This is a genomic window from Thalassotalea euphylliae (assembly GCF_003390375.1).
Classification (GTDB): Bacteria; Pseudomonadota; Gammaproteobacteria; order Enterobacterales; family Alteromonadaceae; genus Thalassotalea_F; species Thalassotalea_F euphylliae_A.
The window spans coordinates 2732639-2755641 of the sequence record NZ_QUOT01000001.1 but is presented as its reverse complement, the minus strand read 5'-3'; the positions used below and the strand labels follow the sequence as shown (position 1 = coordinate 2755641).

The window sequence follows — 23003 nt, the reverse complement described above, 5'->3', positions numbered from 1 at the left end:
GAAAAATCTTTTGATTGTAGTTATTTAAGTAATCGCAACATATAATTTTAACCAAAGGAGAAGTGGCGCTAATAGGAGGTTTATCCAAACAAAAACGCCATACCATACTAAGCGCTCTTTCTTACTTTCAATTGCTGCTCCAAGCCTCTCTTTCATTTCTCTAATTTCTTTTATAACTTTTGTTCTATCTAACTTTTGAATTCCGTCTTCCGTTAGTTTCCTGAATACAAAATTTATGCTGTCTTGAATCTGTTTGAACCGAGAAAACTGCTCACTAATAATGAATTGAGAAAACAAGCAAACGATAAAAATACCTAGCACAATGAAGCTATAACTCAACCAACTACTAGCTTTTAGTAATGCACCTATACCTATTAAACTTGCTGGAACTGCGAACATTTTAGCTTGCACGTCACCAACTGTTTTATTGATACTTTCAATGTACTCGAAATACTTATTCTCGACTTCGTTATGAAATTCATCCAATGCGAAATTTTGAATGAATACCTGAACTTGTTCATGGTAAGAAGCAGTTAATTTATCTATGTTTTCCAGCAAAGATTTAACAACGGGTACTTTAGAGGTTTTGTCTTCTGCAACATCTGACAGTACTTGAACAATGGCTTGCTTAAAAAACACTTTTCGTTCTTCAGTATGGAGATCACTTTTACTTTGTAAAAATGTTGTGAACTCTCCTAATTTTGGTATGTTCTGTATTCTCGTATAGCTATAATCGATTATTAATTCAAGTTCGGTATGCTTCAGAAATTTATCTTTGTCTCTTTTAGCAATAAAATAAATAAGCTCTCCGTTTTCTGTGGGCTTGTCGATATCAGATAAGCTACGAAATAAAGCAAACCAATCTTGTACAACAGACAGATTATTGAACCATACAGGTTTATCTTTAGAAGTACTTTTATAGCCTTCATTTACTAAGTAGTAATAATCAGGTAAGGCTGCACCTTTAGCCAAAAAAGGAGCCTGTTTATCAATAAGTTCAATTGCAGAAGTGGCAAAAAAAATAGGCTTCTTGTCTTGCGGCTTATTTATTGAAATTGAAAGGTGAGTACAGACATCTTCCGGCTCCAAAGTTTCAAATGAGACATCTTCATAATCTACATTTAGTTCCAATTTTCCAAGCAACTCTCTTTGCTTGTTTAACTCTTGCAGAATGCTGATAACACGCGAGTTTAGCGAAAACTCTTTAGTTAAGCTAAAGGTGTCGAATGAAGAAACCTCTATATTTCCCTCGCCAACAGAATAGAGCTCTATCAGTAAATTAAATACCAGTTCCTTTTGGTCAATATCATTCATTTTATAAATTTAAATGTTGCTTCACTTGATCAACAAATTCTTTTGATAGATCTCGAATAATTATTTGATCTTTTTCAGGATCAAACATTACGGGCTTCGCGCTTGAGGCGCTATCCCCGCTTAAGCCAAGAACATCTTTTTCAAAGTTAACTGTTACTTTATCTGTTTTAAAAGCTAATCTAACCATGCTTTCGACAGTCCCTTTTGAAGCTTGGAAACTATCAGGAAGTTGATATCTGTCTTGTTTAGCGAACTTGAGGAAAGCATCTTTAGCCTCGTTGATTTTATCATCAGGTAAGTAAGCATTAGCAATCTCATTTATTCTGTTTAAGTATACAGTTTTATCTTTATTCGCATTAAAGTATCTCAATACACTTTGTTGAGCTTCTTTTATTAAGTGCTCTTTTTGTGAGTAACCCTCTAAAAACACTCTAACTGAATCGACCAGACTACCCTAGACGTTTTCTTGATTCATAAAATAGGTTTTATCATAGTCAGTTGGAGACTGATTATTTAGATAACCATGTTTACGTTTGCTGTTATAAAACATTTCGATGTAATCGAAAATATCTTCCTTAGCTTTTTCTCTATTTTTGTATTTTCTTCGCTTGATCCGTTCACGTTTTAGCAACTGAAAGAAGCTCTCAGCAACAGCATTATCATGGCAGTTACCTCTACGACTCATACTGAGTGATAAATTATGCTCAGCAGCAAATCGTTGCCAGTCATAACCTGTAAATTGGCTGCCTTGATCGGAATGTATAATAACCGTTTGCTTAGGTTTTCTTCGCCATACAGCAGCGAGTAATGCACTTAAGACTAAATCAGTATGCATCATCGATTGCATCGACCAGCCAACGACTTGCCGAGAAAACAAGTCGATAACTACGGCTAAATAGAGAAAGCCTTCGTGCGTATCAATATAAGTGATATCAGTTACCCAAGCTTGATTTGGCTGTACTACATCAAACTGTCGTTTTAACTGGTTATCTGCGACCACAGAAGGCTTAGTGCCATAGTTGCCTTTGCGCTTCTTATAGCCGACTTGAGCTTGAATGCCTGATAACTGCATTAATCGATGAACTCTATTCTTTGAGCAAACTTCACCTAAATCCAACATATCACTTTGAATTTTGCGATAACCGTAAACGCAGCCGCTTTCAAGCCAAGACTGTTTGATTAAACCCGTTAAGCGCTTGTCATCCTTAGCTCGCTTGGATTCTGGCTTTTGCAACCAAGCATGAAAGCCACTGCGGTGAACTTGCAACGCTTGGCACATCAGCTTTATGGGGTATTGGTTGAGCCGAGACTTTATGAACGTGTACTTTTCTTTGACTCGCCCGCAAAGTACACGGCGGCTTCCTTTAATAGATCACGTTCTTGTTGAGTACGCTTTAGTTCTTTCTCAAGCGCTTTAATACGCTTTTCTTGCTCGGATAATTCTTGGTAGTGTTCGCTGTTACTGCCATAGCGTTTTAACCAGATATAAAGACTATTTGTCGAGATATCTAACCGTTCTGCAACGCTTGCAACGGAGTGACCTTTTTCAGTCACTTGCTTAACGGCCTGAACCTTAAATTCTTCGGGAAATCTTTTAGCGCTCATTCATCCTCCTAGGACGCAAAGTTTACAACTTATTTGTGTCTAGGAAAATCTGGTCGATTCAAACCGCTGCAGGAGAGGCTTTAACAGCCTTAGATGGAGTAATATTATCTGTGCAACTAAAAGCTAATTGAAAATAACCTGAAGGTTCTCCACGCTTACTAATGAAACCTATGTAACTTTTCTTTAATTCTGTTTTCCCTAAATTGTTCAAATAGTATGAAACATTAATATCTAAAGCTTGATATAGCTTGCTTAAATCTACGTGAATTTCTTGTTCTGGTTTTAGGTTAGTTAGTTTTATACCATCTGTATTTTTTATCATGGCTACTAGTAACCTGTTGTCACCTTTAGATTGATACTCAATGAAGCATATATATCCCCCTGTCCCACTTGTCGTACTTATTGCATCAGACAGTAAGTCCATAGCTTTTGTGGAAACTTCATAAAAACCCTCTTGATGATAAGCGTCATTATAATCTGCTAGTAGCCGAGGAAACTGGCCACTACTCTGAAATTTTCCCCAGATCACATTCACCTTATTTCGGTATATATTCAAGATATCTTCAGCCAGTGACATAACTAATGGATCACTCAAATCTAAAACACTTTTTGCGATATCGGAATTCTGGTGCTTAATTAGTTCATGAATGATGAAGTTAGTAATCTTAGCCATGTTAAATACTATCCTATGAGGTTATTTGCCCACATTACTTATGCAAGCGATTATTTGGTGATTTATAAACGTTGATATTGTTTAAACTGTCCAAGCTTATTATTTTGAAATAGATAAATGCTTGATGTAGGTATGTTGCGACTGTTCTATTTTATACATTGCAATAAATCTATTGCTTCACGGTTATGTTTCTTCTTATTAATTATCTTAGCGAGCTACACACTCGACCTTTTTTTACGTTTCTTGAAGATTCGCCGGCCGCTAATGTTCGGCATTTTCGGCAGCAACCTTGAAAACCATCGGGATTGGCAGAAGTTACATTTGCAGAGGGCATGCCAAAATCATAGGGATATTGGTGAAACACATGCTCGCTACCATGGGTAGCAGAGCAATGTGGGCATGATTTGTAGGTATGACCTGACTCGGCATCAACGCGTATTACGGTTCCACTACTTAATTCGAAGCCACAACACTGGCACGTCATAAAAAAACTCCTAAATAATTTATTGAACGCGTTCACGGCACAACGGGAAATCTAGACAACGACCAAATTTTTCGAGTTCGCTTGGCTTGTTATCGACTTTTGCCAATGTTGATGCTTTATTGGAGGTGAATTCAGTGTTACTTGCTAAGGTGAAAGTAACGGCAGCGATAGTGATTACAGTAAGTGTTTTTAAAGTTTTCATTTTCGGCATTCCTCTTGGTTGAAACACCGATTCAAGTTATTGAAACTACTGTTACGAGACTTTATAAAAAGCTTATAATGTTATGATATTTTTCATATAAATTAGGCAGTTTGCTGGCTTTATGGTTAGTTCGGGCGTTTATTACACAATCAATAATAGACTGCAGTTTTTCTATAAAAGCGGTTGTTTAGTGCTTGACCAACAAGAGGTCAAATTAGACCCACTAGAGTCACTCGTACTGGAAGAATTAACCAAACACCCCAAAGAAATTATTGCCACAGATACTTTGCTTGATCTTTGGCCGACTAGCGCAACTAGCCCAAATTCGCTGACAAGAGTTATTTCAACGTTAAGAAAGAAGCTACGAACACTAGATGCTTTCCATGTTGAAATTAAGAATTACCCCAAAAAAGGCTATGCATTAATTGCTGAGGTTGATCACTTATCGGCCCAAACATCTAAGGTACAATTAGAAAACAGGCACAATAAACCAACTAGATTGGCAACTAAGACTCCATTGATAGGGATACTATTCATTGCTGTTGTGCTGCTCATCAACTACGCCGTCACGTCTATTTTTGAAAAAACGGAAGATTCAGTGTCACCTGTGCTTGATAAAGCGATACAGCTTGTCGACGATCAATATGAGAAAGTTGATTTGTCGGTAAACGACACACATACGCAAGTGGTTTATGCAACACGTGATAACGAGCAGGCTAATTGGCAGTTAAAAGTATTGGACACCTATTCGCTAGAAAGTAGGGTGATATCAGAGGCTAATGTTAATTTAAGATCCCCAGACTGGCTCAACAATGACACATTGATTTATCGAGCATACGGGGATAGTAGCTGTGCTATTAAAAAGCTTGATTTGTCGCACAGTGATGCGCAGCCAATCGCTATGTTTCCCTGCAATGAATTAACCACAGGCAAAGGACTTTCAGTATTAAGTGCTGACACTATATTATTTACTGACGCGGCTCGTGATATTGCACCAGCATCTCTTTACAAAGGGAATATACAAACAGGAAAAGTCACCAAAATCCCTGGTTTTGATAACAGCGGTGTGGGTGCTTACAATATTCAATCAAAAACGGGCTCAAATTTAGTTGCGGTACTAACTAGCACGGATTGGAGCACTAGCAATATTCACTTAGTAGATACTCAAGACAACTGGCGCTCAGTTTGGCAAACCAACACACCTAAAGCCAAACATTCAGTAAGTTGGGACGGTCAGTCTTTGTTCCACGCCAACGAAAGTGGTGGCGTAACCGCCCATTTATTCAATGCGAGTCGTTATGTGAAAAGCATCGAGATGTCTGGTTTTAGCAAGCTTTACAATTTTGTCGGTAATAATGGCTCTGTCGCTTTTATACAAGGCGATATGTATCGCACTGATGTATTGATGTCACCTATCAATGAATCCAAAAGCACAGCAACCTTGCTTGTTGATTCACGTGCATCCAACAAACTTGCCCAATTTATTGACGAAAATACCGTGCTGTACGTTTCAGACGTTACAGGGATTGAACAGCTTTGGTTAGTGGATATCAATACGCAAACGAAGAAACAGGTATCAATGTTTGCAAAAGCTCAGAAAATTGATCACATTGCTTACAGTGTTCAAAAGGGGCTAGTTGCCATTGAGGCAGATAAAGCAATCAACCTATACACGCTAGCTGGAAGTAAAGTAAGTGGTGATGCTTATCAGCAATTCGCAGGTACCAAACCATTATTTTTTGAAGATAACCTGCTATTTAGTACTCGTGACGATTCAGATAACTATCGTATTGATGCCTTAAACCTTGAAAATAAAACGCTGAAGAAAAGTTTTTTGATTGGTGCGCACGCCGTCAAGGTAAGCAAAGGTCGTTTATACTACACCAAGTACTATCAGCCAGGCTTATGGCAATACTACAAACAAAAAGATGATGACTTAATCTCCTCGATGAGTCAGGACGTCAGTTATTGGTTTGTCGACGGTCAACAGCTGTTATTCAAAGATCAAGACGATATGCCAACACTGGTTGACTTGACCAATAACCAGTTCATTCAATTGAACGGGTCAACTTGTCAGTTTATTACGGATTATCAATTCGGCCATTGTTTAGGGCAAGCCTATAAGCCTAACAATACACAATTGATGTTGGCGGAAACCAACCACTAGGATTGCACTCTCCACGCACACTACTGGCGAGTATTGAAACTGAACGCAGCCTGATTATTTAGGCTGGAAAAAAACGCTTTAATATCTTGAATTTCTTGCTCTGTTAGACGAATACCTAGCTGATGTTTAGCGGTGTCGATAATGGCTTGTTCAATGGTAGTGGCAGCACCGTCATGGAAATAGGGGGCAGTATTCAGCACGTTACGCATAGATGGCACTTTAAAAAAGAACTTATCTCCCGCATTACTTGTGACTTGCGCACGACCAAGGTCAACTTTGTTGGGGTAAGGTTCGACAATGCCCATTTTCATCAACAGTTGCCCGCCCATCGCAGGGCCGTTATGGCAAGCAACACAGCCTTTCTCAATAAATAGCCTTAAACCTGCTTTTTCCTGCCTGTTTAACGCAGCTTCATCACCTTTTAAATACGTATCGAAGCGATCTTGAGAAATTAATGTCCGCTGAAAGTCGGCCAGAGCAATCGCTAAATTTTCCATCGTGATCGGGTTAGTCGTGTCAGCGCGTGCCGGAAAAGCCTGTTCAAATAGCTTGGTATAACCTTTACCCTCCAATCTACGGATAACCTGCTCTGGTGAAGTAATCGCCATTTCTAATGGGTTGAATATCGGCAAGGTCGCTTGCTCAACAAGCGTTTTAACTCTCGCATCCCAAAATTGGGCAAAATGCAGGCTTGAATTCCAAGTGCTCGGCGCATTGCGGGCACCCAGCTTACCCAGTGCGCCGATTGATGTTTTCAAATTATCAACGCCAGCACCGCCATTTTCTAGTAGATTGTCGAGTCGATGGCAGGTATTACATGACTGGCTATTGTTAATAGACAGGGCAGTTTCGAAATAGAGTTTTTTACCTAAGGCGATACGTGCTTGAGTATTTTGATTTTGTGCTAAAAGTGGCTTTGGTAATGGCGAAAAATAGGTGCGGGCAGTGTTTAACAGCTTTGTGTTTTCAGTTGCAGCAATTGCCACGCTCGTTACGAACACGAAATGAAGGAACAGAGAAAAAAGGAGCTTACTCATCGCTTACCTAAATGATTATGGCCGTTTCGCCTGATAATGTTTCGGCAAATAATTCTTGCCTAACAATTCTTGCCTAATAATAAGGCTAAGTTTAAACCACTATTAAAGGCGCTAGAATAACATGCCTCTATTCTCACGCTTTTCTCAAGCTTTAAAGAGAGCCATGATGCAATGCTATCGCCTTTCCACAGAAGCAAAGAGCGTTAGCTTTGTAAAGGCCAAATCAGCTCAACTTTCGCGCCGATTTTCGTCCCCTCTTGATCACCAACTGTCGCATCGGAATCAGCCACATTGGAAAGCCTGACAATTCCGCCGTGTTTATTCAACACAGTTTCAACAAAGGCTAAGCCGATACCAGCGCCATTAGCCTTAGTAGTAAACAACGGCGTAATAGCGTTGTCGATATTGGAAAAGCCGGTGCCATTATCTATCACGCTCAGGTATTGCTGATTATCTTGCTGATAATAATTCACCTTGATAGCCACACCCTGAGTCTCTTTGGACTCAACCGCATTTTTAACCAAATTCATCAGTACTTGCGCCATCAGTTGCGAGTCGGCGTAACAGATATGTTGACCGGTAAACATCAGTGAATCTTTTTCGGTTAACAGCACTTTGGTTTGCTCAACCAAGGCCGGTAATTCAAAACGCTCTTTATTGGGCTCTGGAATTTTTGCCACTTCCGCAAAGCGTTCGACAAAGTTCAGCAAGCCGTCCGAGCGGGTTTTAACACGCTCAAGCACTTTACGCGTTTGCACTGTATCTAAGGTTTGCATCGACAAAAGCGTTTCTGCCATGGACGACATAGGCGTTAGCGTATTTCTCAGCTCATGACTCAGCACGCGCACTAAATTTGCCTGCACCGCCTGCTCGCTTTGTTTGAGTTCGCTGGCAATATCAATCGCGGTAAACAAATGAATAGGTTGTTGCTGAAAGTTAATCAGGCTGGACTGACAACGCCAATTTGACGCCAGCGCTGAGTGATTAAGCTGCTTATTTTGCTCAACAAAGCCTAACGCTTTAGCACTCATGCCTTGCAATAGGCTGATTTCAGCAATGTCGTATGCCGCTCGGTTGGCATAGCTTAGCGTGTAGTCTTGCTCGAATATCACCACTGCTATCGGCAAGTCTTCAAAAAGCTGACCAAATAACATGGTCAGTGAAGCATTTGCGCCGCTATTCACTGCAGATTGTTGATAAAGCTGCGTGATCTCATCACTCAAATCATCAAGCAGTACCGATTTACCGCGCTGAGCAAGCGATACACCTGACTCTCCCATGGCTAAGCTTTGCGTGTAAGTGGTTAAACGCATTATCGAAGATGACCAAAACTGCCAAGTGCGCCACGCCAACCAACAAAGGGGGTAACTCAACAGAAACACTGAGGTCACCGTGGCAAGCATGGACCAGCCCCACGCAGACGTTAACAGCACGACTAAGGTAAGAAAGGCGAGTACAAAGCAGGTCAAGGTGAATTTGATCTTAAATTCCACTGAACGAAACCTGCTACTCAAGATCAAATTCCTCTTTATCGAGCTGATACTTTTCCATTCGACGATACAACGCATTACGCGAAATACCCAGTGCTGCAGCCGCTTTACTGATATGGCCTTGATATTTTTTCAGCGCTTTTCGGATCATCTCAAATTCAATGTCATCAAGCGGGCGAAGTTCTCGATCATCAACTTCATTGCTAGCATCCCCTGATGACATAGATTCAGAAAGCATAATATGTGCACTTAAAATTTCTGTCTCGCGACACAAAATCACCGCTCGCTCTATCACATGGCTCAGTTCGCGAATATTTCCCGGCCATGAATGAGCGTTTAGCATTGCTATAACATCTTTGCTTAATGTTAGCGTTGGCTTGTTGTATTTGGCCGAAAACTTTTCGATCAAGCTATTGCAAAGCGGCACAATATCTTCTTTACGCTCTCTAAGCGGCGGTAATGTGAGCACAAAGGTATTTAAGCGAAATTTAAGATCTCGTCGAAACGCACCAGTCTCCACTAACTGACCCAAATCAGCATTGGTGGCGCTGATCACGCGTACATCTGCACGCAAGGTTTGGCTGGCACCAACCGGTTCAAATTCACCACTTTCTAGTACCCGTAACATTTTGGGCTGAACACTAGCAGGCAGGGTACCGATTTCATCCAAAAACAGCGTGCCATGCTGCGCCAATTCAAAGCGCCCTTGGCGATTTTCGCGCGCATCCGTAAAGGCACCTTTTTTGTGACCAAATAGTTCACTTTCGAATAAACTTTCTGGGATTGCGCCCATATTCACCGAGACAAAAGGGGCTGAGTTTCGGCCAGATAGTTGGTGAATGCGCTGAGCAAGCAGTGATTTTCCTGTGCCATTTTCACCTAAAATCAAAACGCTGGCTTGCGTGTCAGCCACTTGGTTGATCACAGCTTCAAGCTGCTGCATAGCCTTAGATTCGGCAATCCAGTTTGCAGTAATAGAATACGTATTCGTTTTACGATTGGCGACTTTCTTGGGGGATGACTCACCATCAATAGATATTTTAGCTATTTGCTTGTCGACTATTTGTTTATCGATGATACCCAACAGCTTTTGGTTATCCCATGGCTTTTCAATAAAATCAGCAGCGCCCAATTGCATGCCTTTAACCGCCAGCTCAATATTACCCCAAGCTGTCATCAGTACCGTTGTGATACTTTGCTGCGCTAGCTGCGAAAGTACTTCTAGCCCTTCAGTGCCACTGGTGGTATCACGACTGAAATTCATGTCTAGTAGCACTAACTTCGGCTTAACACGAGCAGTGATGCTTGCTAATTCGGCAGGTGAGCCCGCTTCCATAACCTGATAACCTTCATTGGTCAGCAGCATAGACAAGGCCAATCGAATATCTTCATCGTCATCAACAACAACGATCAGCTCTTTGTTCATTTGCATAGTGCTCCTTAACATAACGCTCTTTAAAATAGCGCTCCTTAAATTAACGGCCTCGAACAACTAGGTTCGAGGCCGTTACTGCATCCAAAATTGATAAATATTTTGCTAATTGTTTACTTAGCTATTTACCTAGTTAAAGCTCTCTTAGCACTCGCATGGGATCTTTACGGATAACCAACCAGCCCGGTAGTGCCACCGATATTATCATCACTATCGCAAGCGCTAAGTTAATCAGCGATGTTACCATCCAGTCAAACGCTGGTGCACTGTTAAAGAAGGTCAGTAAATACTGGTAGCTAGTCACCGCTGCCAATACACCTAGCCCTAAACCAAACGCTAACATCCAAATAGAATCTTGCAGCAACAAGCGTAGCAAGCGACTTTGTTTTGCTCCCGTTGCCATGCGAACCGCTAATTCATAACGCTTTTGGCTCGCAGTCATTTGACTCAAACCGGAAACACCAATCGCAGCTAACGCTAATGTGAGTGCCGCCAGCCCCATCACCACATACATATTTAAGCGAGTGGCTGCCGTCACCGTATTCCAGCGCTGTTGCATAGCATCAACTTGTACGTCACTTAAGCGCGAATCCATGCCGACAAACAGCTTCTCAACCTCTTCTCGCTGCAACTCTTGCGCGTCAGGCATAATCACCACGGCAGACAAGCGATTTAGCGCAATGCGCGATGGGTTACTATAGTAGACTTCAGGAGCATCAATGTTCAAGGTGCCGCCCGGAAGTGGAATGGTATCTTCAACAATACCCACGACCTTGAAAATATCTTCTGCATCGGTTCCCATTTTAAGCTCTTTACCAATCATTGCCTGCCATGGTTCATTGCCAGCACGATCGATGGCAAACGAACGAGAAATTAATACATGTGGTAAGTCGATATCTGCCTCGTTCAAGTCTCTGCCGGCTAGCAGCTCAATATCAAACTTAGCCAATAGCCCCTTGGCCCACATTTGTGGTCGTATCATCACGGAATCACCAGTATCGGGGTCAGGAAATGCACTCATCGAGACATTGTTTGTCAGTGGCAGGGCATTAATATCAATAACATCACCACCTAAATTAGACAGGCGCTCAACTAAGTTAGCTCTCAGTTGTTGCCATTCACTGCCGCGATACTGTTCGTATTCAGCTAGTGATGTTTGCCAAGTTTCATCGCCAATCGCCATGCTCACTTCAAAGGCATTGGGCATACTGTAACCAAGGTTGGCGTAAGCGCTACGGTAACTGTCTTTGACGGAAATACTCGCACCAGTGAGTAACACACAAGCCAAGGTTAATTGCACTATCATCAGCGCTTTACTGACCAGTTGATTTTGCTGGGCTGGGGTGCCTTTACCACTGGAATTTAAACTGTCGGTCAATGCGGTTTTATCCACATAAATCAGCGCGATCATGGCAAACACAAAGTTGATCATGCCAATCAACGCTAAGGCGATAATGACGCTGCTAGCACTTAATGATATTTGCTCCATTAAGGGTAAGCTATCACCTGCTAAGGTAGGTAAACTTTCGATTAACCAACCTGCGGCAATTAGTCCAAGTATGGTTGCCAGCAAAAACATCGGCAGATTTTCAGTGAAAATTAAGCCACGTAGTCGGCCGACACTTGAACCCATACACATTTGGATAGCAAACTCTTTGTTTCTGCTTTGGTAGTGGGCAATAAACATATTGAGCAAGTTTAAGCTCGCCATTACCAACAAACTAAACATGGCGAACATCAAGACAAATACCAGCTGACGACTATCACCAATGAATGAATCTCGGTAGCTTACGACTTCACCGGTGACGGCTTTGCTGAGCAGAAAATCACGAGCGCGATCATTGCTGATCTCCACATTCACGTAATCAACAAACCATTTTTCCAGATCTGCAGGTGTTGGAAGTGCACTTTTAGCCCCTCGAACAAAGGTAATAGGTCCTAGGTTAAGTACAACTGCATCAGGTGATTCTAAGGCTGATTGCAAGTTTTGAAACTGCCAGATTTGTTCGCTTGGCTGTTCACTCAGATTCACCGAATTAAGGCTGGTTAAGTTGTCAAAAACACCAAAAATAGGATACTCAGTGCCATCTAGGCGTAGCATTTGCTGCGATAAATCTTCAGCGCTGCCAAACATTGATTGCCATAAAGCCTCAGAAATCCAAACACCTGCCTCCACATTATCAATATCACTGCCTTGACCATTTAGTAGCGATAAACCAAGCACTTCTGGCGAGCCTGCTGTAGCATTAAAACGCGTTACTTGAACTTCATTACCATCAAGCTCGATAGGTACAGTGTCTGAGGCAATATTGCCCCAAGCTAGGTCATCGCCATAGAGCTTTTTAATTGCTGCGATGCGTCTTGGCTCACTGAAAAACGGTACGGTTAAATCTTCATTAAATGCCAAATTCACTTCAATGCGATACAGATCACTTTCATCGACATCCGCTAACGGTTTGTATAGCAGCGTATTGGCCACCGCGATCACGGTTAGTACAGCCGCTAATGTTAACCCTAAGGTAGTGATCAGGGGCAAACTTAATCGTGGCAGAGTGAAAATACGGGCGATGCCCTGTTGAAAAGCCTTGCTGTAAAGTCTCATGCCACTTCCTTTTCGCTCTTAGTTTGTAGTTTATCGCTTTGCAAATTATTCGTTTGCAATTTATCGCTTTGCAACTGTTTCTCACCAACAATTTTGCCGTCTAACAGTTGAATTTGGCGATCTGCCAAACCACTGTAACGGCTGTCATGGGTAACCATGACTATGGTTGAGCCTTGCTTGTTCAACTCAATCAGTAGCTTCATTACAGCATCACCATTTTTGGTATCTAAGTTACCGGTTGGCTCGTCCACTAAAATAAGATCTGGGTTGCCAACCAAAGCTCTAGCGATTGCCACCCGTTGCTGCTGACCACCGGAAATTTGATTCGGCTTATAGTTTACGCGGTGCTGCATTCCCACTTTCGTTAGCGCGGCTAGCACTTCTTGCTTGATCACCTCAGGTTTTTCACCTCGGTGCTCGAGCGGTAGCGCGACATTGTCGTATACCGACATTGAATCGATCAGGTTAAACGATTGGAAGACATAGCCAATATGCTGGTTTCTAACATGGGTGCGCTGATCGACTTTCAACCCTGTGGTATCAATACCACTCAGTTGGTAGCTGCCGTCACTGGCGCTATCCAGCAAGCCCATTATGGTTAAAAGTGTTGATTTACCGCAGCCCGAGGGGCCGGTAATAGCGACGAATTCACCTTGGTAAATGGTCAGTGACACCCCTTGCAGTGCGTGTGTTTCAATTTCAGTACCGACGTATTTTTTATGAATGTTTTCCATGCTGACGACAGTGTTATTAGTCATTATTTACCCCTGTTGATCGATATTGATTGTTTGATATGCCGACCATGTGTCAGGCATTTGTGAAATAAATTGCTCGTCTGCGTTAATGCCAGACTCGATAATGAGTTTGCCCTTAGTTAAATCGCCCAATTGAATGTTTCTTTTCGTCGCTGTGGTGGTGCTATCTGAGGTTAGTACAAAGCGCTCTAGCTGAGACATTGGACGCAAGCCTGCCACTTGCTTGATATACAGAGCATTTTCTTTGGTGTGCATAAATATTTGCCCAGTAACCGGTGCTAATGGTCTAGCATCGGCAGGTAGCTCGCTTGCTAGCGCCACTTCTGCCAGTACATTACCGTTGGTCACTAAAGATTCGATACGGGCGATTGTGCCACTGATACTTCCCTTGCGAGTGGCTAGTTCGACAGGCGCACCAATGATAATTTGATCCGCTTGATGTTGCGGTACTCGCAGCCTTGCTAATAAAGAATCCACTGAGCCAACACGTCCTAAAATGGCACCTTGTGGTAAAGACTCACCAGTCTCAACCGCTAAACTTTGCAGCGTGCCATGAATACCCGCTTTCACTTGTAAATCATCCAGTTGCTGCTGCAATAACGCGACTTCTTGGCTTTGCTGCTCAAGAGCGATTTGACGTTGTTTTAACTGAAACGCCTGTACTTTGAGAAAGTGTTGGTATTTTTGTTTTTCAAATACGAGCTTTTTCCCCTGCTGATTAACCGACAATTCCGCTCTGATGATATCCAATTTGGCAGAGACACCGCGCTCGGAAAGTTCATTGTTCACTCTCAGTTCCAACTGGGCTCTTTCCAGTGCTGACTCGATATCGACAATGCGGCCTTGGTAATCTAGGCGTTCATTTTCTTGCTCTAACTCAAACGACTCTAACTGAGCTTTGCTAGCATCTAAATTGCCCACTGCCGACTGATAAGCCAAATTCAACTCAGGGTTTGCTAACGACAAGATCACCGTTTCTGGTACAACGATGGCACCGGGTTTAACGTGAATAGTTGCCACTTTACCTGACGCTTGCGACGTTAACATGCGCTCTTGTGCAGAATACAATTCACCAAAGGCTTGGCTAAATAAGTCCACTTGCCCTTGTTCAACTTTCAGTAACGTCAATTTATCGCTAGCCACTGTCGGCACACTATCCGCCTGATAAAAATATAAAATACAGGCAATTAAGCCCACAAACGTGGCGGCTGCATATTTGAGTTTCATGGACTTTTTACGCGGTATCTGAATTTCCACAATGGCTCCCTTCTCGATTTATTCATTCATTATGCTAGGTGTAATGAAAAATCTGCGCCAAGTTTATTGTTATTAAATATCAATAAGTTAAGCTAATAAGTATTGAAGTGTTCGGATTTGAATGTATGTTTTCAAACAATTATGTTCGATTTCGAACAATCAATTTCGGCGTGTTGATTAAGTGAAATAGCGCCAATTCAAGATAGGGAGGCGAACGCTAGAGAGCTTGAAGCTAAAAATAAAAAGAGCCGCAACTGCGACTCTTTCGAGGGAGTGGTGTGAACACCTATCAGTGATCACGCCCTTTATTTTAGATTTTCGTGTGACTTTAAATACTTATCTTTAAAGGCTTATCTTTAAAGGCTTGTCTTTAAAGGCTTGTCTTTAAAGGATTAGTTTTTTAAGTCAAAGCGGTCAAGTTGCATAACTTTAACCCAAGCAGCAATGAAGTCATCGTAGAACTTCTGCTTCGCATCAGCTGAAGCGTAAACTTCGGCAATGGCACGTAGCTCTGAGTTCGAACCAAAGATTAGGTCAACCGGTGTTGCTGTCCACATTGCTTTGCCAGACGCGCGCTCTTTACCTTGGTAAATACCTTCTTGGTTGGTTTTGCTCCAGGTGTAGCGCATATCCAATAAGTTAGTAAAGAAGTCGTTGTTCAATGTACCTGGCTTGTCAGTGAATACACCGTGCTCGCTGCCATCGTAGTTGATGTTAATGCTACGTAAACCACCTAGTAGTACCGTCATTTCTGGTACCGTTAGACCAAGCATGTTGGCTTTATCCACCATCATTTCAGTTGGGCCGAAGTATGAAGCGTCAGTGAAGTAGTTGCGGAACGCATCTGCTTTTGGCTCTAAGTGAGCAAATGAAGGTACTTCAGTTTGTGCTTGTGAAGCGTCAACACGACCTGCAGCAAATGGTACAGCTACTTTCATGCCAGCATCTTTTGCCGCTTGCTCGATACCTGCAGCACCAGCTAAAACGATAACGTCAGCAAGTGATACGTCGCGGCGAGATTTCTTATTCCAAGCCTTTTGTACGTCTTCTAATTTAGCTAACGCGTTGCTTAGTGCTTTCGGGTTGTTAACTGCCCAACTTGCTTGTGGCTCCAAACGAACACGTGCGCCGTTAGCACCACCACGCATATCAGTTACACGATGGCTTGCCGCTGATGCCCATGCAGTGCGCACTAGCTCAGACGTTGTTAAACCAGTTTTCAAGATTTGCTTTTTAAGTTTCGCAGCATCTTTTTCACTGATTTGCTTACCGGTTGCTTCTGGTAATGGGTCTTGCCATAACAACACTTCTGATGGTACATCGGCACCAACGTAACGCGCACGAGGGCCCATGTCACGGTGAGTTAGTTTGAACCATGCTTTAGCGAAAGCTAAATCGAATTCTTTTGGATCCGCTCTGAAACGTTCAACAATTTTGCGGAATGCAGGATCTTCTTTTAACGCAATATCCGTAGTGAACATGATAGGTGCATTACGCTTACCCGGAATGTGTGCATCTGGCACTAGGTTCGCTGCTGCTGGGTTATCTGGGATCCACTGCTTAGCACCTGCTGGGCTTTTCGTTAATACCCAGTTGAAGTTCATTAGGTTATCTAAGTAGTTAGTTGACCAACGGGTTGGTGTTACTGTCCACGCACCTTCTAAACCACTAGTGGTTGCATCAGCACCTTTACCGGTACCACAGCTGTTTTTCCAACCTAAACCTTGTTGTTCGATTGGCGCTGCTGCTGGCTCTTTACCAATACAGTCGCTTGGCTTTTTCGCACCGTGTGCTTTACCTAAGGTGTGACCACCCGCAATTAGGGCAACAATTTCTTCGTCGTTCATTGCCATGCGGCCAAATGACATACGAATGTCGTTTGCAGCTAATAATGGATCTGGCTTACCGTGTGGGCCTTCTGGGTTAACGTAAATTAAACCCATTTCAACCGCCGCCATTGGGCCTTTTAATTTGCCAAATTTGTCGCGACGCTTATCTTTTAGGAAAGCCTTTTCTGGACCCCAGTAAACTAAATCAGGTTCCCAATCATCCGAACGACCACCAGCAAAACCAAAGGTTTCAAAGCCCATTGATTCAAGAGCAACGTTACCCGCAAGTACCATTAAGTCGGCCCATGAAAGGCTTGCACCGTACTTTTGTTTAACAGGCCATAACAGGCGACGTGCTTTGTCTAAGTTGGCGTTATCTGGCCAGCTATTCAATGGCGCTAAACGATGTTGACCACCTGCTGCACCACCACGACCATCAGCAACGCGGTATACACCCGCGCTATGCCATGCCATACGGATCATTAATGGACCATAGTGACCCCAGTCAGCTGGCCACCAGTCTTGAGAATCAGTTAAGGTCGTTTCAATATCTTTTTTGACTGTTGCTAGATCTAGCTTGGCAAATGCTTTTGCGTAATTGAAATCAGCGCCGTATGGGTTAGATTCTGGGCTATGCTGACGAAGTGGGGCTAAGTTAAGTTGCTCAGGCCACCAAAATTGATTCGATTTTGCTTCACCTACTGACGCAGATACTGACATTGATGCCGTGCCGAACATCAAACCAGCAGCGACTGCAGCAGATAAGATCTTATTTAATTTCATTTGTTCCCCCTAGAAGGATAGTTAAGGTATAACTACTCTGTTCAGCGAAAGTATAGGAGATTCCCAAGCAATCGAAATTTGATTAAAATGAACGTTATATTCGATTTATTTGAACAACAAGATGATTTCTCTTAAGCAAATCAATTACGCGCTGGCGGTTGGTAAAACCTTGCACTTTAAAAAAGCCGCAGAAATGTGCAACGTGTCGCAGTCAGCATTAAGCTCTGCCATTAATGAAATGGAAACTCAGCTTGGCCTCAAAGTATTCGAACGTAATAACAAGCACGTTTTTATTACTGATATCGGTCAGCAAGTGTTAGCAAAGGCTCAACAAGTTAAGTTGGAACTTGAAGAACTTATGCAGCTGTCACAAATGGATAAATCACCGCTGAGTACCCCAATGACGCTTGGCATTATTCCAACCATTGGACCTTACTTATTACCGAAAGTGCTACCGGAAGTACGCAAAAACTACCCAGATTTTCGCTTAAAAATTGTTGAAGCACAGTCGCACGAGTTAGTTGATCGAGTGCGCACCGGTGATTTAGATGCGGCAATTTTAGCGCTACCGTATGCAATTGATGGCTTGATGAGCTTCGAATTTTGGCAAGAAGACTTTTACATGGTTTGCCACCACGAAGAATGCCCTGCCAACACTAAAGAAATTAGTACGCAAGAAATGGCAATGGACAAGCTCATGTTGCTTAAAGAAGGACATTGCCTAAAAGATCATGCCCTTGCAGCTTGCCAACATAAAAGCGTAGAGAAGGACTCAACCTTTGATGCCACTAGCTTACATACAATTGTCCAGATGGTAGCAGGTAAATTAGGCACCACGTTAGTACCAGAGATGGCACTACAACAATTGCTACATAACGAAAGTGAACTGCGCGCATTGCATTTAAATGAGCCAGGCCCGCACCGTAGCATTGCCTTTATTATTCGTCCTAACTACGTTAAAACCAATGACATTGAAGTGTTGATGAAGCTATTTCGTCAGCAACTTAAGTTACTGTGCACTAAGCCCAAATAGTTAACGAAAACTACTGCCAATTAAATAACGTTAAACGCAATCATCAAAATAAATCGTGTAATCGTTGAGCCTACGCTGCTGAGAAAGGCTCAACGGTTTGCTTGTTAAAACGGCTTGCTTGTCAAAGCCGACTACTGAACGATCCAATTTTCATCTCACTTTCTATTTCACTGTTGTACTTTTCCTGCGCTTTTATTGTGCTTTTGCTCGCTCTGACTCTCAGGTTTGTTGTTTCACTTAGCTGCTATGTGTTGGTTAGTAATATGTGTTGACGAATTAAATGCAGGCGTAAAAGCATTATGTTCGAAAAAACTGATTGTAATAACAATTTTAATTAATTTTTATAATTAACACCTTGGTCGCATACTAGCCTCATCAAATAAACACAGGCACTTGTTATTTAGCTCTACGGGCATTGATAGCAAGCACAAGTAAGATAAGGCTAACCATTATGAAAAATGTTATTCAATCAGTTATTCGCCAGTTCAACCGCAACCATGCAGTTAAATCGACAGCGGTTAAAAACAAAGCAAACGAATGTAACTACAAAAACAATTACTACGGCGATCAATTGTGCAAAGTGAAGTTGGGTTAAACCCCGCTCCAATAAAACGTTAGCAATTATTAAACACTTATTAAGCACTAGGTAATTAACTCAGTTTTAACTGGGCAGAGTAACCGAAATAGGAAACCAACAATGGCTAAAACAACGACCTTCGCAATTACACATTTTTCTGTGGCCTTTGGCGTCACTTATGCCATTACCGGTGATTTTGTACTAGGTGGCATAGTCGCCATTGTTGAGCCAGCAATTAATACCGTTGCGTACTTTTTCCATGAAAAGATTTGGGATAAAGCAAAAGCATCAAGTGCCAGTCACCCCCTCAGCAGATCCACAGCGTATAGCTAATTTAATCACTAGAAGAAATTAATCGCTGAATTCACACCAGCAAAGACCCAAGGAATAATGATGAGCGCAAATACAATCAATATCGGAATTAATGAAGCAGACCGTATTAACGTAGCGGAGCAATTAAAGCACTTACTCGCAGACTCATACACGCTTTACCTACAAACACATAATTTTCACTGGAATGTCACTGGTCGCCAATTCCGTGAATTACACTTAATGTTTGAAGAGCACTACACTGAATTGGCCGATGCGGTTGATGAAATTGCCGAACGCATTCGCACACTAGGCGTTGCAGCACCGGGCACATACAAAGCATTTGCTGCACTAAGCTCAATTGAAGAAGTGGAAGGCGTGCCAAGTGCCAATGAAATGATTGAAATTTTAACCCGAGCTCACGAAACCGTTGTTCGTACCTGCCGCGCAGCACTAAAAGTGGCTCAAGATGCTGATGATGAATCTTCTGCGGCACTAGCTTCAGACCGCATGCGTGTACATGAGAAAACAGCATGGATGTTAAGAGCACTGCTAGACTAACCTCAGCAACCTTGCTTGCAGCAATATGATAACGACAAAGCGGCACCTAAAGCTTTAGGTGCCGCTTTTTATATATTGCTTTTTCCGCTGACTAACCAAAATCGGCGCTGATCAACTGCCAGACACCACTAAATAAAACTCACTGTTTTATTCATCGGTAGCTCGCGAATGCGTTTACCTGTTGCAGCAAAAATCGCATTGGCAAGAGCAGGGGCAGCAGGTGGTACGCCCGGTTCGCCAATCCCTTTGATGGACTGGTTGTTCTCCAGTACTTTAATGTGAAACTCTGGTACTTGGTTTAGACGCATCCCTTGATATTGATGATAGTTCGTCTGCTGAGGTGCATAGTTATCGTACGTCAGTTCACAATTGATGGCGTGGCCTAAACCCCAAATTGCAGCGCCAAACAGTTGCGCCTCAACATTGACTGGATCTAGCACCAGGCCAACATCAGCCACAATATAAACCTTGTCGATACGAATCCCTGCCGGTGTGTTCGTCACATCAACCACATAAGCACAGGCAACGCCAAACGAGCGCGTCATAGCCACTCCGCGCCCACGGTTTTTACTTGGCATACTCCCTTGCCAGTTAGCAAGTTCAGCTAAGGTTGCCAAGACTTGATCAGCAACAGGGTCGTTACATAGGCGAATGCGTTCAGCCATTGGGTCTGCACCAGCTTGCACAATAAGTTCATCTAAGAATGATTCATGGTAGAAGCCATTTTGTGAAGCGCCAACCGAGCGCCAAGAGCTGATCGGCACCATTTCTGGTGCTTTGTAGCCAGTTACTCGATAGTGTTCGATACCATAAGGCTGATCGTCTGCACCTGTGGTGATGGTGGCATCTGGCCCTGGTAGTGCGTTATCTATTCGTCCAAACCAAGACGCCATTAATGAAGCGCTGACCAATTGCATATCCATGGCGACAACTTGTCCGTTACTGACTCGGCCTTTTGCTCTTGCAAGCGTCATTGGCCTTGGGTAATCATGGCTCATGTCTTCTTCGCGCGACCATGTCATTTTTACCGGCGTACCTTTCATTGCCATAGCAATTTCCACCGCTTGTAATACGTAAGTATCTTCTAAACGGCGACCAAAACTGCCGCCCATCGGCAGCACGTGCAAGTGAATATTCGCTTTGGCATAGCCCGTAAGTTGGGCAACATGATTTTCAATAAAACGGGGAATTTGAGTGCCTGTCCAAATGTCGATGCGGGTATCGGTTATCAACACTGTCGCATTCATTGGCTCCAATGGCGCATGGGCTAAATAGGGGGTGCGGTATTCAGCACTGACTAACTCTGTTGGTGTGCCACCAGCTAACACTTGTTCAACACGCCCGTTATCAAGGCGCTGAATATTCTCAAATTCAGGTTGAATATGGTTTTCAAGTACTTGCCACATTTGCGCTGAATTGGCGGGATAGGGGGCTGGTTGCCATTCAATTTCAATCGCATTTACCGCTTTAAAAGCTCGCCACGTGTTGTCTGCAACCACCGCGACACCATTAGTAATCGGCATAACCCGTTTAACACCGCGCATTTTTTTAGCACTACTGGCATTGAACGACTTTACTGGTGCCCCCAAACCAGGATTGGCGCGAACACTGGCGTAAACCATGTTATCGGCTTGCATATCAATGCCGTAATTTTGTGTTCCCGTTGATTTGGCTAGAGTATCAAGTCGTTGATGTGGCTTGCCTAAATATCGCCATTGGCTAGCAGGGCGCAGTGTCACCTCATTTTGAGGAGCTATATTGGCAGCGCTTGGTGCGAGTTCCTGATAACTAATTGCTCGTTCATCAGGCAAAATCACAAAGCCATTTTCTGTTGTTAACGCTTCAAGTGGCACATTGTAGACAACAGACGCAGCCATTTTTAACGTTTCACGAGCAACCGCTCCTGCCATACGCAAACGCTGATATAAATCTGGTACCGTTGAACTGCCGCCAGTAATTTGAAAACCCAACAACTTACCGATAACATCCCCAAAACCAGGCATAGCTTCATCCATGACGGCGCCATTATAGTAAGCCAAACTTGGCTTACCTGGGCTAAGAGTCACTTGATAGGGGTCAACATCAAGCTCTTCTGCAAGCAACATGGCCTGAAGTGAATACACACCTTGGCCTTTGTCAGCCCGTGGGGTTATTAAGGTGACGCCATTGGCATCAATTTTCACGAATGGCGTTAATGCGGCCTCACCTTCTTTTAATCCATCGAGCAACGGGTTGTCTGCAGGCGTTAGATATTTATAGGTACCAAAGGCAATACCACCGGCAATTGCCGCAGAGCCAATTAAGAAAGTGCGACGGGTGAATGTGCCAAGCTTACTCATCAGCAGCCCCTTGGCGCAAAAGCTTACTAGCGCTATATATCGCTTGTTTGATACGAGGGTAACTGCCACAACGACATAAGTTGCCCGACATGGCGGCATCAATATCACTGTCACTCGGGGTAGGGTTAAACGCCAATAGGGCGGCGGCTTGCATCATCTGGCCCGACTGACAATACCCACATTGCGCCACTTGATGCTCGGCCCATGCTTGCTGCACCGCATGCATCGCTTGAGGTGTTCCAAGTCCTTCAATGGTGGTAATTTTTTGGCCGTCTACCATTTGTGCTTGTAACTGGCATGAGCGCATCGCGGTGCCATTAAAGTGGACAGTGCAGGCACCACATTGAGCTAGGCCACAACCAAACTTAGTGCCCGTTAACCCCAATTCATCACGCAGTACCCAAAGTAGTGGCATATCATCCTCGACATCAACCTCTACGGCGCTACCGTTTAATTCAAATTTCATGATTCCATTCCATTAATTATCAGCCAGCTAACAAGCAATAGCTTTTTTATTGAGTCTTGTCAGTAGCATACAATTTAGCATGAAGATG

20 protein-coding genes are annotated in these 23003 nt (G+C 43.0%); 5 read left to right on the top strand and 15 right to left on the bottom strand.

Translation table 11 applies throughout. From position 1 onward, the window contains the following. Positions 1-24: 24 nt before the first annotated feature. The 6 genes from DXX94_RS12215 to DXX94_RS12190 form a co-directional block, all read right to left on the bottom strand. Positions 25-1314, bottom strand: coding sequence for a hypothetical protein (locus DXX94_RS12215; RefSeq protein WP_116016233.1), 1290 nt, complete (start codon positions 1312-1314; stop codon positions 25-27). A 1-nt stretch (position 1315) separates the two neighbouring features. Continuing rightward, a complete protein-coding gene (locus DXX94_RS12210; RefSeq protein ID WP_116016231.1) occupies positions 1316-1744 on the bottom strand; it encodes a nucleoid-associated protein in 429 nt (142 codons plus the stop codon). Positions 1745-1768: 24 nt separating this feature from the next. Further along, a protein-coding gene (locus DXX94_RS12205; RefSeq protein WP_116013626.1) for an IS3 family transposase occupies positions 1769-2919 on the bottom strand; the annotation gives its coding sequence in 2 pieces (ribosomal slippage) (positions 1769-2673 and positions 2673-2919; 1152 coding nt in all). 58 nt (positions 2920-2977) lie between these two features. Next, positions 2978-3592 (bottom strand): nucleoid-associated protein, encoded by a 615-nt coding sequence (locus DXX94_RS12200; RefSeq protein WP_116016229.1) that lies wholly within the window; start codon positions 3590-3592, stop codon positions 2978-2980. A 202-nt stretch (positions 3593-3794) separates the two neighbouring features. After that, positions 3795-4076 carry a hypothetical protein gene (locus DXX94_RS12195; protein WP_116016227.1) on the bottom strand — a complete coding sequence of 94 codons (282 nt, stop codon included), beginning with the start codon at positions 4074-4076 and terminating at the stop codon, positions 3795-3797. Between the two features lie 19 nt (positions 4077-4095). Continuing rightward, positions 4096-4278 carry a hypothetical protein gene (locus DXX94_RS12190; RefSeq protein ID WP_116002119.1) on the bottom strand — a complete coding sequence of 61 codons (183 nt, stop codon included), beginning with the start codon at positions 4276-4278 and terminating at the stop codon, positions 4096-4098. 121 nt (positions 4279-4399) lie between these two features. Between DXX94_RS12190 and DXX94_RS12185 the strand changes: the two genes are divergently transcribed. Continuing rightward, on the top strand, positions 4400-6445 hold the full coding sequence (locus tag DXX94_RS12185) for a winged helix-turn-helix domain-containing protein (RefSeq protein ID WP_116016225.1): 2046 nt from the start codon (positions 4400-4402) through the stop codon (positions 6443-6445). A gap of 20 nt (positions 6446-6465) precedes the next feature. Here DXX94_RS12185 and DXX94_RS12180 read toward each other — a convergent pair whose 3' ends face one another. From DXX94_RS12180 to katG, 7 genes are all read right to left on the bottom strand, one after another. Then, positions 6466-7482, bottom strand: a complete 1017-nt coding sequence (locus DXX94_RS12180) for a cytochrome-c peroxidase (protein WP_116016223.1) — start codon at positions 7480-7482, stop codon at positions 6466-6468. Positions 7483-7685: 203 nt separating this feature from the next. Next, positions 7686-8975, bottom strand: coding sequence for a sensor histidine kinase (locus DXX94_RS12175; protein WP_181901552.1), 1290 nt, complete (start codon positions 8973-8975; stop codon positions 7686-7688). Positions 8976-8988: 13 nt separating this feature from the next. Then, entirely contained in the window at positions 8989-10398 is a 1410-nt protein-coding gene (locus DXX94_RS12170) for a sigma-54-dependent transcriptional regulator (protein ID WP_258872157.1), read from the bottom strand. 139 nt (positions 10399-10537) lie between these two features. Continuing rightward, positions 10538-13006 (bottom strand): FtsX-like permease family protein, encoded by a 2469-nt coding sequence (locus DXX94_RS12165; protein ID WP_116016219.1) that lies wholly within the window; start codon positions 13004-13006, stop codon positions 10538-10540. Next, positions 13003-13764 (bottom strand): ABC transporter ATP-binding protein, encoded by a 762-nt coding sequence (locus tag DXX94_RS12160; protein ID WP_116016217.1) that lies wholly within the window; start codon positions 13762-13764, stop codon positions 13003-13005. Before DXX94_RS12160 ends, DXX94_RS12165 begins: the two co-directional genes overlap by 4 nt. 3 nt (positions 13765-13767) lie before the next feature. Continuing rightward, positions 13768-15018 carry an efflux RND transporter periplasmic adaptor subunit gene (locus tag DXX94_RS12155; RefSeq protein ID WP_147302280.1) on the bottom strand — a complete coding sequence of 417 codons (1251 nt, stop codon included), beginning with the start codon at positions 15016-15018 and terminating at the stop codon, positions 13768-13770. Positions 15019-15410: 392 nt separating this feature from the next. Beyond that, positions 15411-17630 (bottom strand): catalase/peroxidase HPI, encoded by a 2220-nt coding sequence (gene katG, locus DXX94_RS12150; RefSeq protein ID WP_116016213.1) that lies wholly within the window; start codon positions 17628-17630, stop codon positions 15411-15413. A gap of 121 nt (positions 17631-17751) precedes the next feature. Between katG and DXX94_RS12145 the strand changes: the two genes are divergently transcribed. The 4 genes from DXX94_RS12145 to DXX94_RS12135 all read left to right on the top strand — a co-directional run bounded on the left by DXX94_RS12145 (position 17752) and on the right by DXX94_RS12135 (position 20110). Then, entirely contained in the window at positions 17752-18663 is a 912-nt protein-coding gene (locus DXX94_RS12145) for a hydrogen peroxide-inducible genes activator (protein WP_116002127.1), read from the top strand. A gap of 451 nt (positions 18664-19114) precedes the next feature. Then, positions 19115-19258, top strand: a complete 144-nt coding sequence (locus tag DXX94_RS19340) for a hypothetical protein (protein WP_181901550.1) — start codon at positions 19115-19117, stop codon at positions 19256-19258. A 102-nt stretch (positions 19259-19360) separates the two neighbouring features. Beyond that, positions 19361-19573, top strand: coding sequence for a DUF2061 domain-containing protein (locus tag DXX94_RS12140; RefSeq protein ID WP_116016211.1), 213 nt, complete (start codon positions 19361-19363; stop codon positions 19571-19573). 60 nt (positions 19574-19633) lie between these two features. Continuing rightward, positions 19634-20110, top strand: coding sequence for a Dps family protein (locus tag DXX94_RS12135; RefSeq protein WP_116016209.1), 477 nt, complete (start codon positions 19634-19636; stop codon positions 20108-20110). A gap of 128 nt (positions 20111-20238) precedes the next feature. On the opposite strand, the gene DXX94_RS12130 is transcribed toward DXX94_RS12135, so the two are convergent. Both DXX94_RS12130 and DXX94_RS12125 read right to left on the bottom strand, forming a co-directional pair. Further along, entirely contained in the window at positions 20239-22449 is a 2211-nt protein-coding gene (locus tag DXX94_RS12130) for a xanthine dehydrogenase family protein molybdopterin-binding subunit (RefSeq protein ID WP_116016207.1), read from the bottom strand. After that, a complete protein-coding gene (locus DXX94_RS12125) occupies positions 22442-22915 on the bottom strand; it encodes a (2Fe-2S)-binding protein (RefSeq protein WP_116002131.1) in 474 nt (157 codons plus the stop codon). Before DXX94_RS12125 ends, DXX94_RS12130 begins: the two co-directional genes overlap by 8 nt. Positions 22916-23003: the final 88 nt, after the last annotated feature.

Bases quoted from the DNA above. Each gene is read 5' to 3' on its own strand.
- DXX94_RS12215 (WP_116016233.1), bottom strand. From the start codon at position 1,314: ATGAATGATATTGACCAAAAGGAACTGGTATTTAATTTACTGATAGAG.
- DXX94_RS12200 (WP_116016229.1), bottom strand. From the start codon at position 3,592: ATGGCTAAGATTACTAACTTCATCATTCATGAACTAATTAAGCACCAG.
- DXX94_RS12195 (WP_116016227.1), bottom strand. From the start codon at position 4,076: ATGACGTGCCAGTGTTGTGGCTTCGAATTAAGTAGTGGAACCGTAATA.
- DXX94_RS12190 (WP_116002119.1), bottom strand. From the start codon at position 4,278: ATGAAAACTTTAAAAACACTTACTGTAATCACTATCGCTGCCGTTACT.
- DXX94_RS12185 (WP_116016225.1), top strand. From the start codon at position 4,400: ATGGTTAGTTCGGGCGTTTATTACACAATCAATAATAGACTGCAGTTT.
- DXX94_RS12180 (WP_116016223.1), bottom strand. From the start codon at position 7,482: ATGAGTAAGCTCCTTTTTTCTCTGTTCCTTCATTTCGTGTTCGTAACG.
- DXX94_RS12170 (WP_258872157.1), bottom strand. From the start codon at position 10,398: ATGAACAAAGAGCTGATCGTTGTTGTTGATGACGATGAAGATATTCGA.
- DXX94_RS12165 (WP_116016219.1), bottom strand. From the start codon at position 13,006: ATGAGACTTTACAGCAAGGCTTTTCAACAGGGCATCGCCCGTATTTTC.
- DXX94_RS12160 (WP_116016217.1), bottom strand. From the start codon at position 13,764: ATGACTAATAACACTGTCGTCAGCATGGAAAACATTCATAAAAAATAC.
- katG (WP_116016213.1), bottom strand. From the start codon at position 17,630: ATGAAATTAAATAAGATCTTATCTGCTGCAGTCGCTGCTGGTTTGATG.
- DXX94_RS12145 (WP_116002127.1), top strand. From the start codon at position 17,752: ATGATTTCTCTTAAGCAAATCAATTACGCGCTGGCGGTTGGTAAAACC.
- DXX94_RS19340 (WP_181901550.1), top strand. From the start codon at position 19,115: ATGAAAAATGTTATTCAATCAGTTATTCGCCAGTTCAACCGCAACCAT.
- DXX94_RS12140 (WP_116016211.1), top strand. From the start codon at position 19,361: ATGGCTAAAACAACGACCTTCGCAATTACACATTTTTCTGTGGCCTTT.
- DXX94_RS12135 (WP_116016209.1), top strand. From the start codon at position 19,634: ATGAGCGCAAATACAATCAATATCGGAATTAATGAAGCAGACCGTATT.
- DXX94_RS12130 (WP_116016207.1), bottom strand. From the start codon at position 22,449: ATGAGTAAGCTTGGCACATTCACCCGTCGCACTTTCTTAATTGGCTCT.
- DXX94_RS12125 (WP_116002131.1), bottom strand. From the start codon at position 22,915: ATGAAATTTGAATTAAACGGTAGCGCCGTAGAGGTTGATGTCGAGGAT.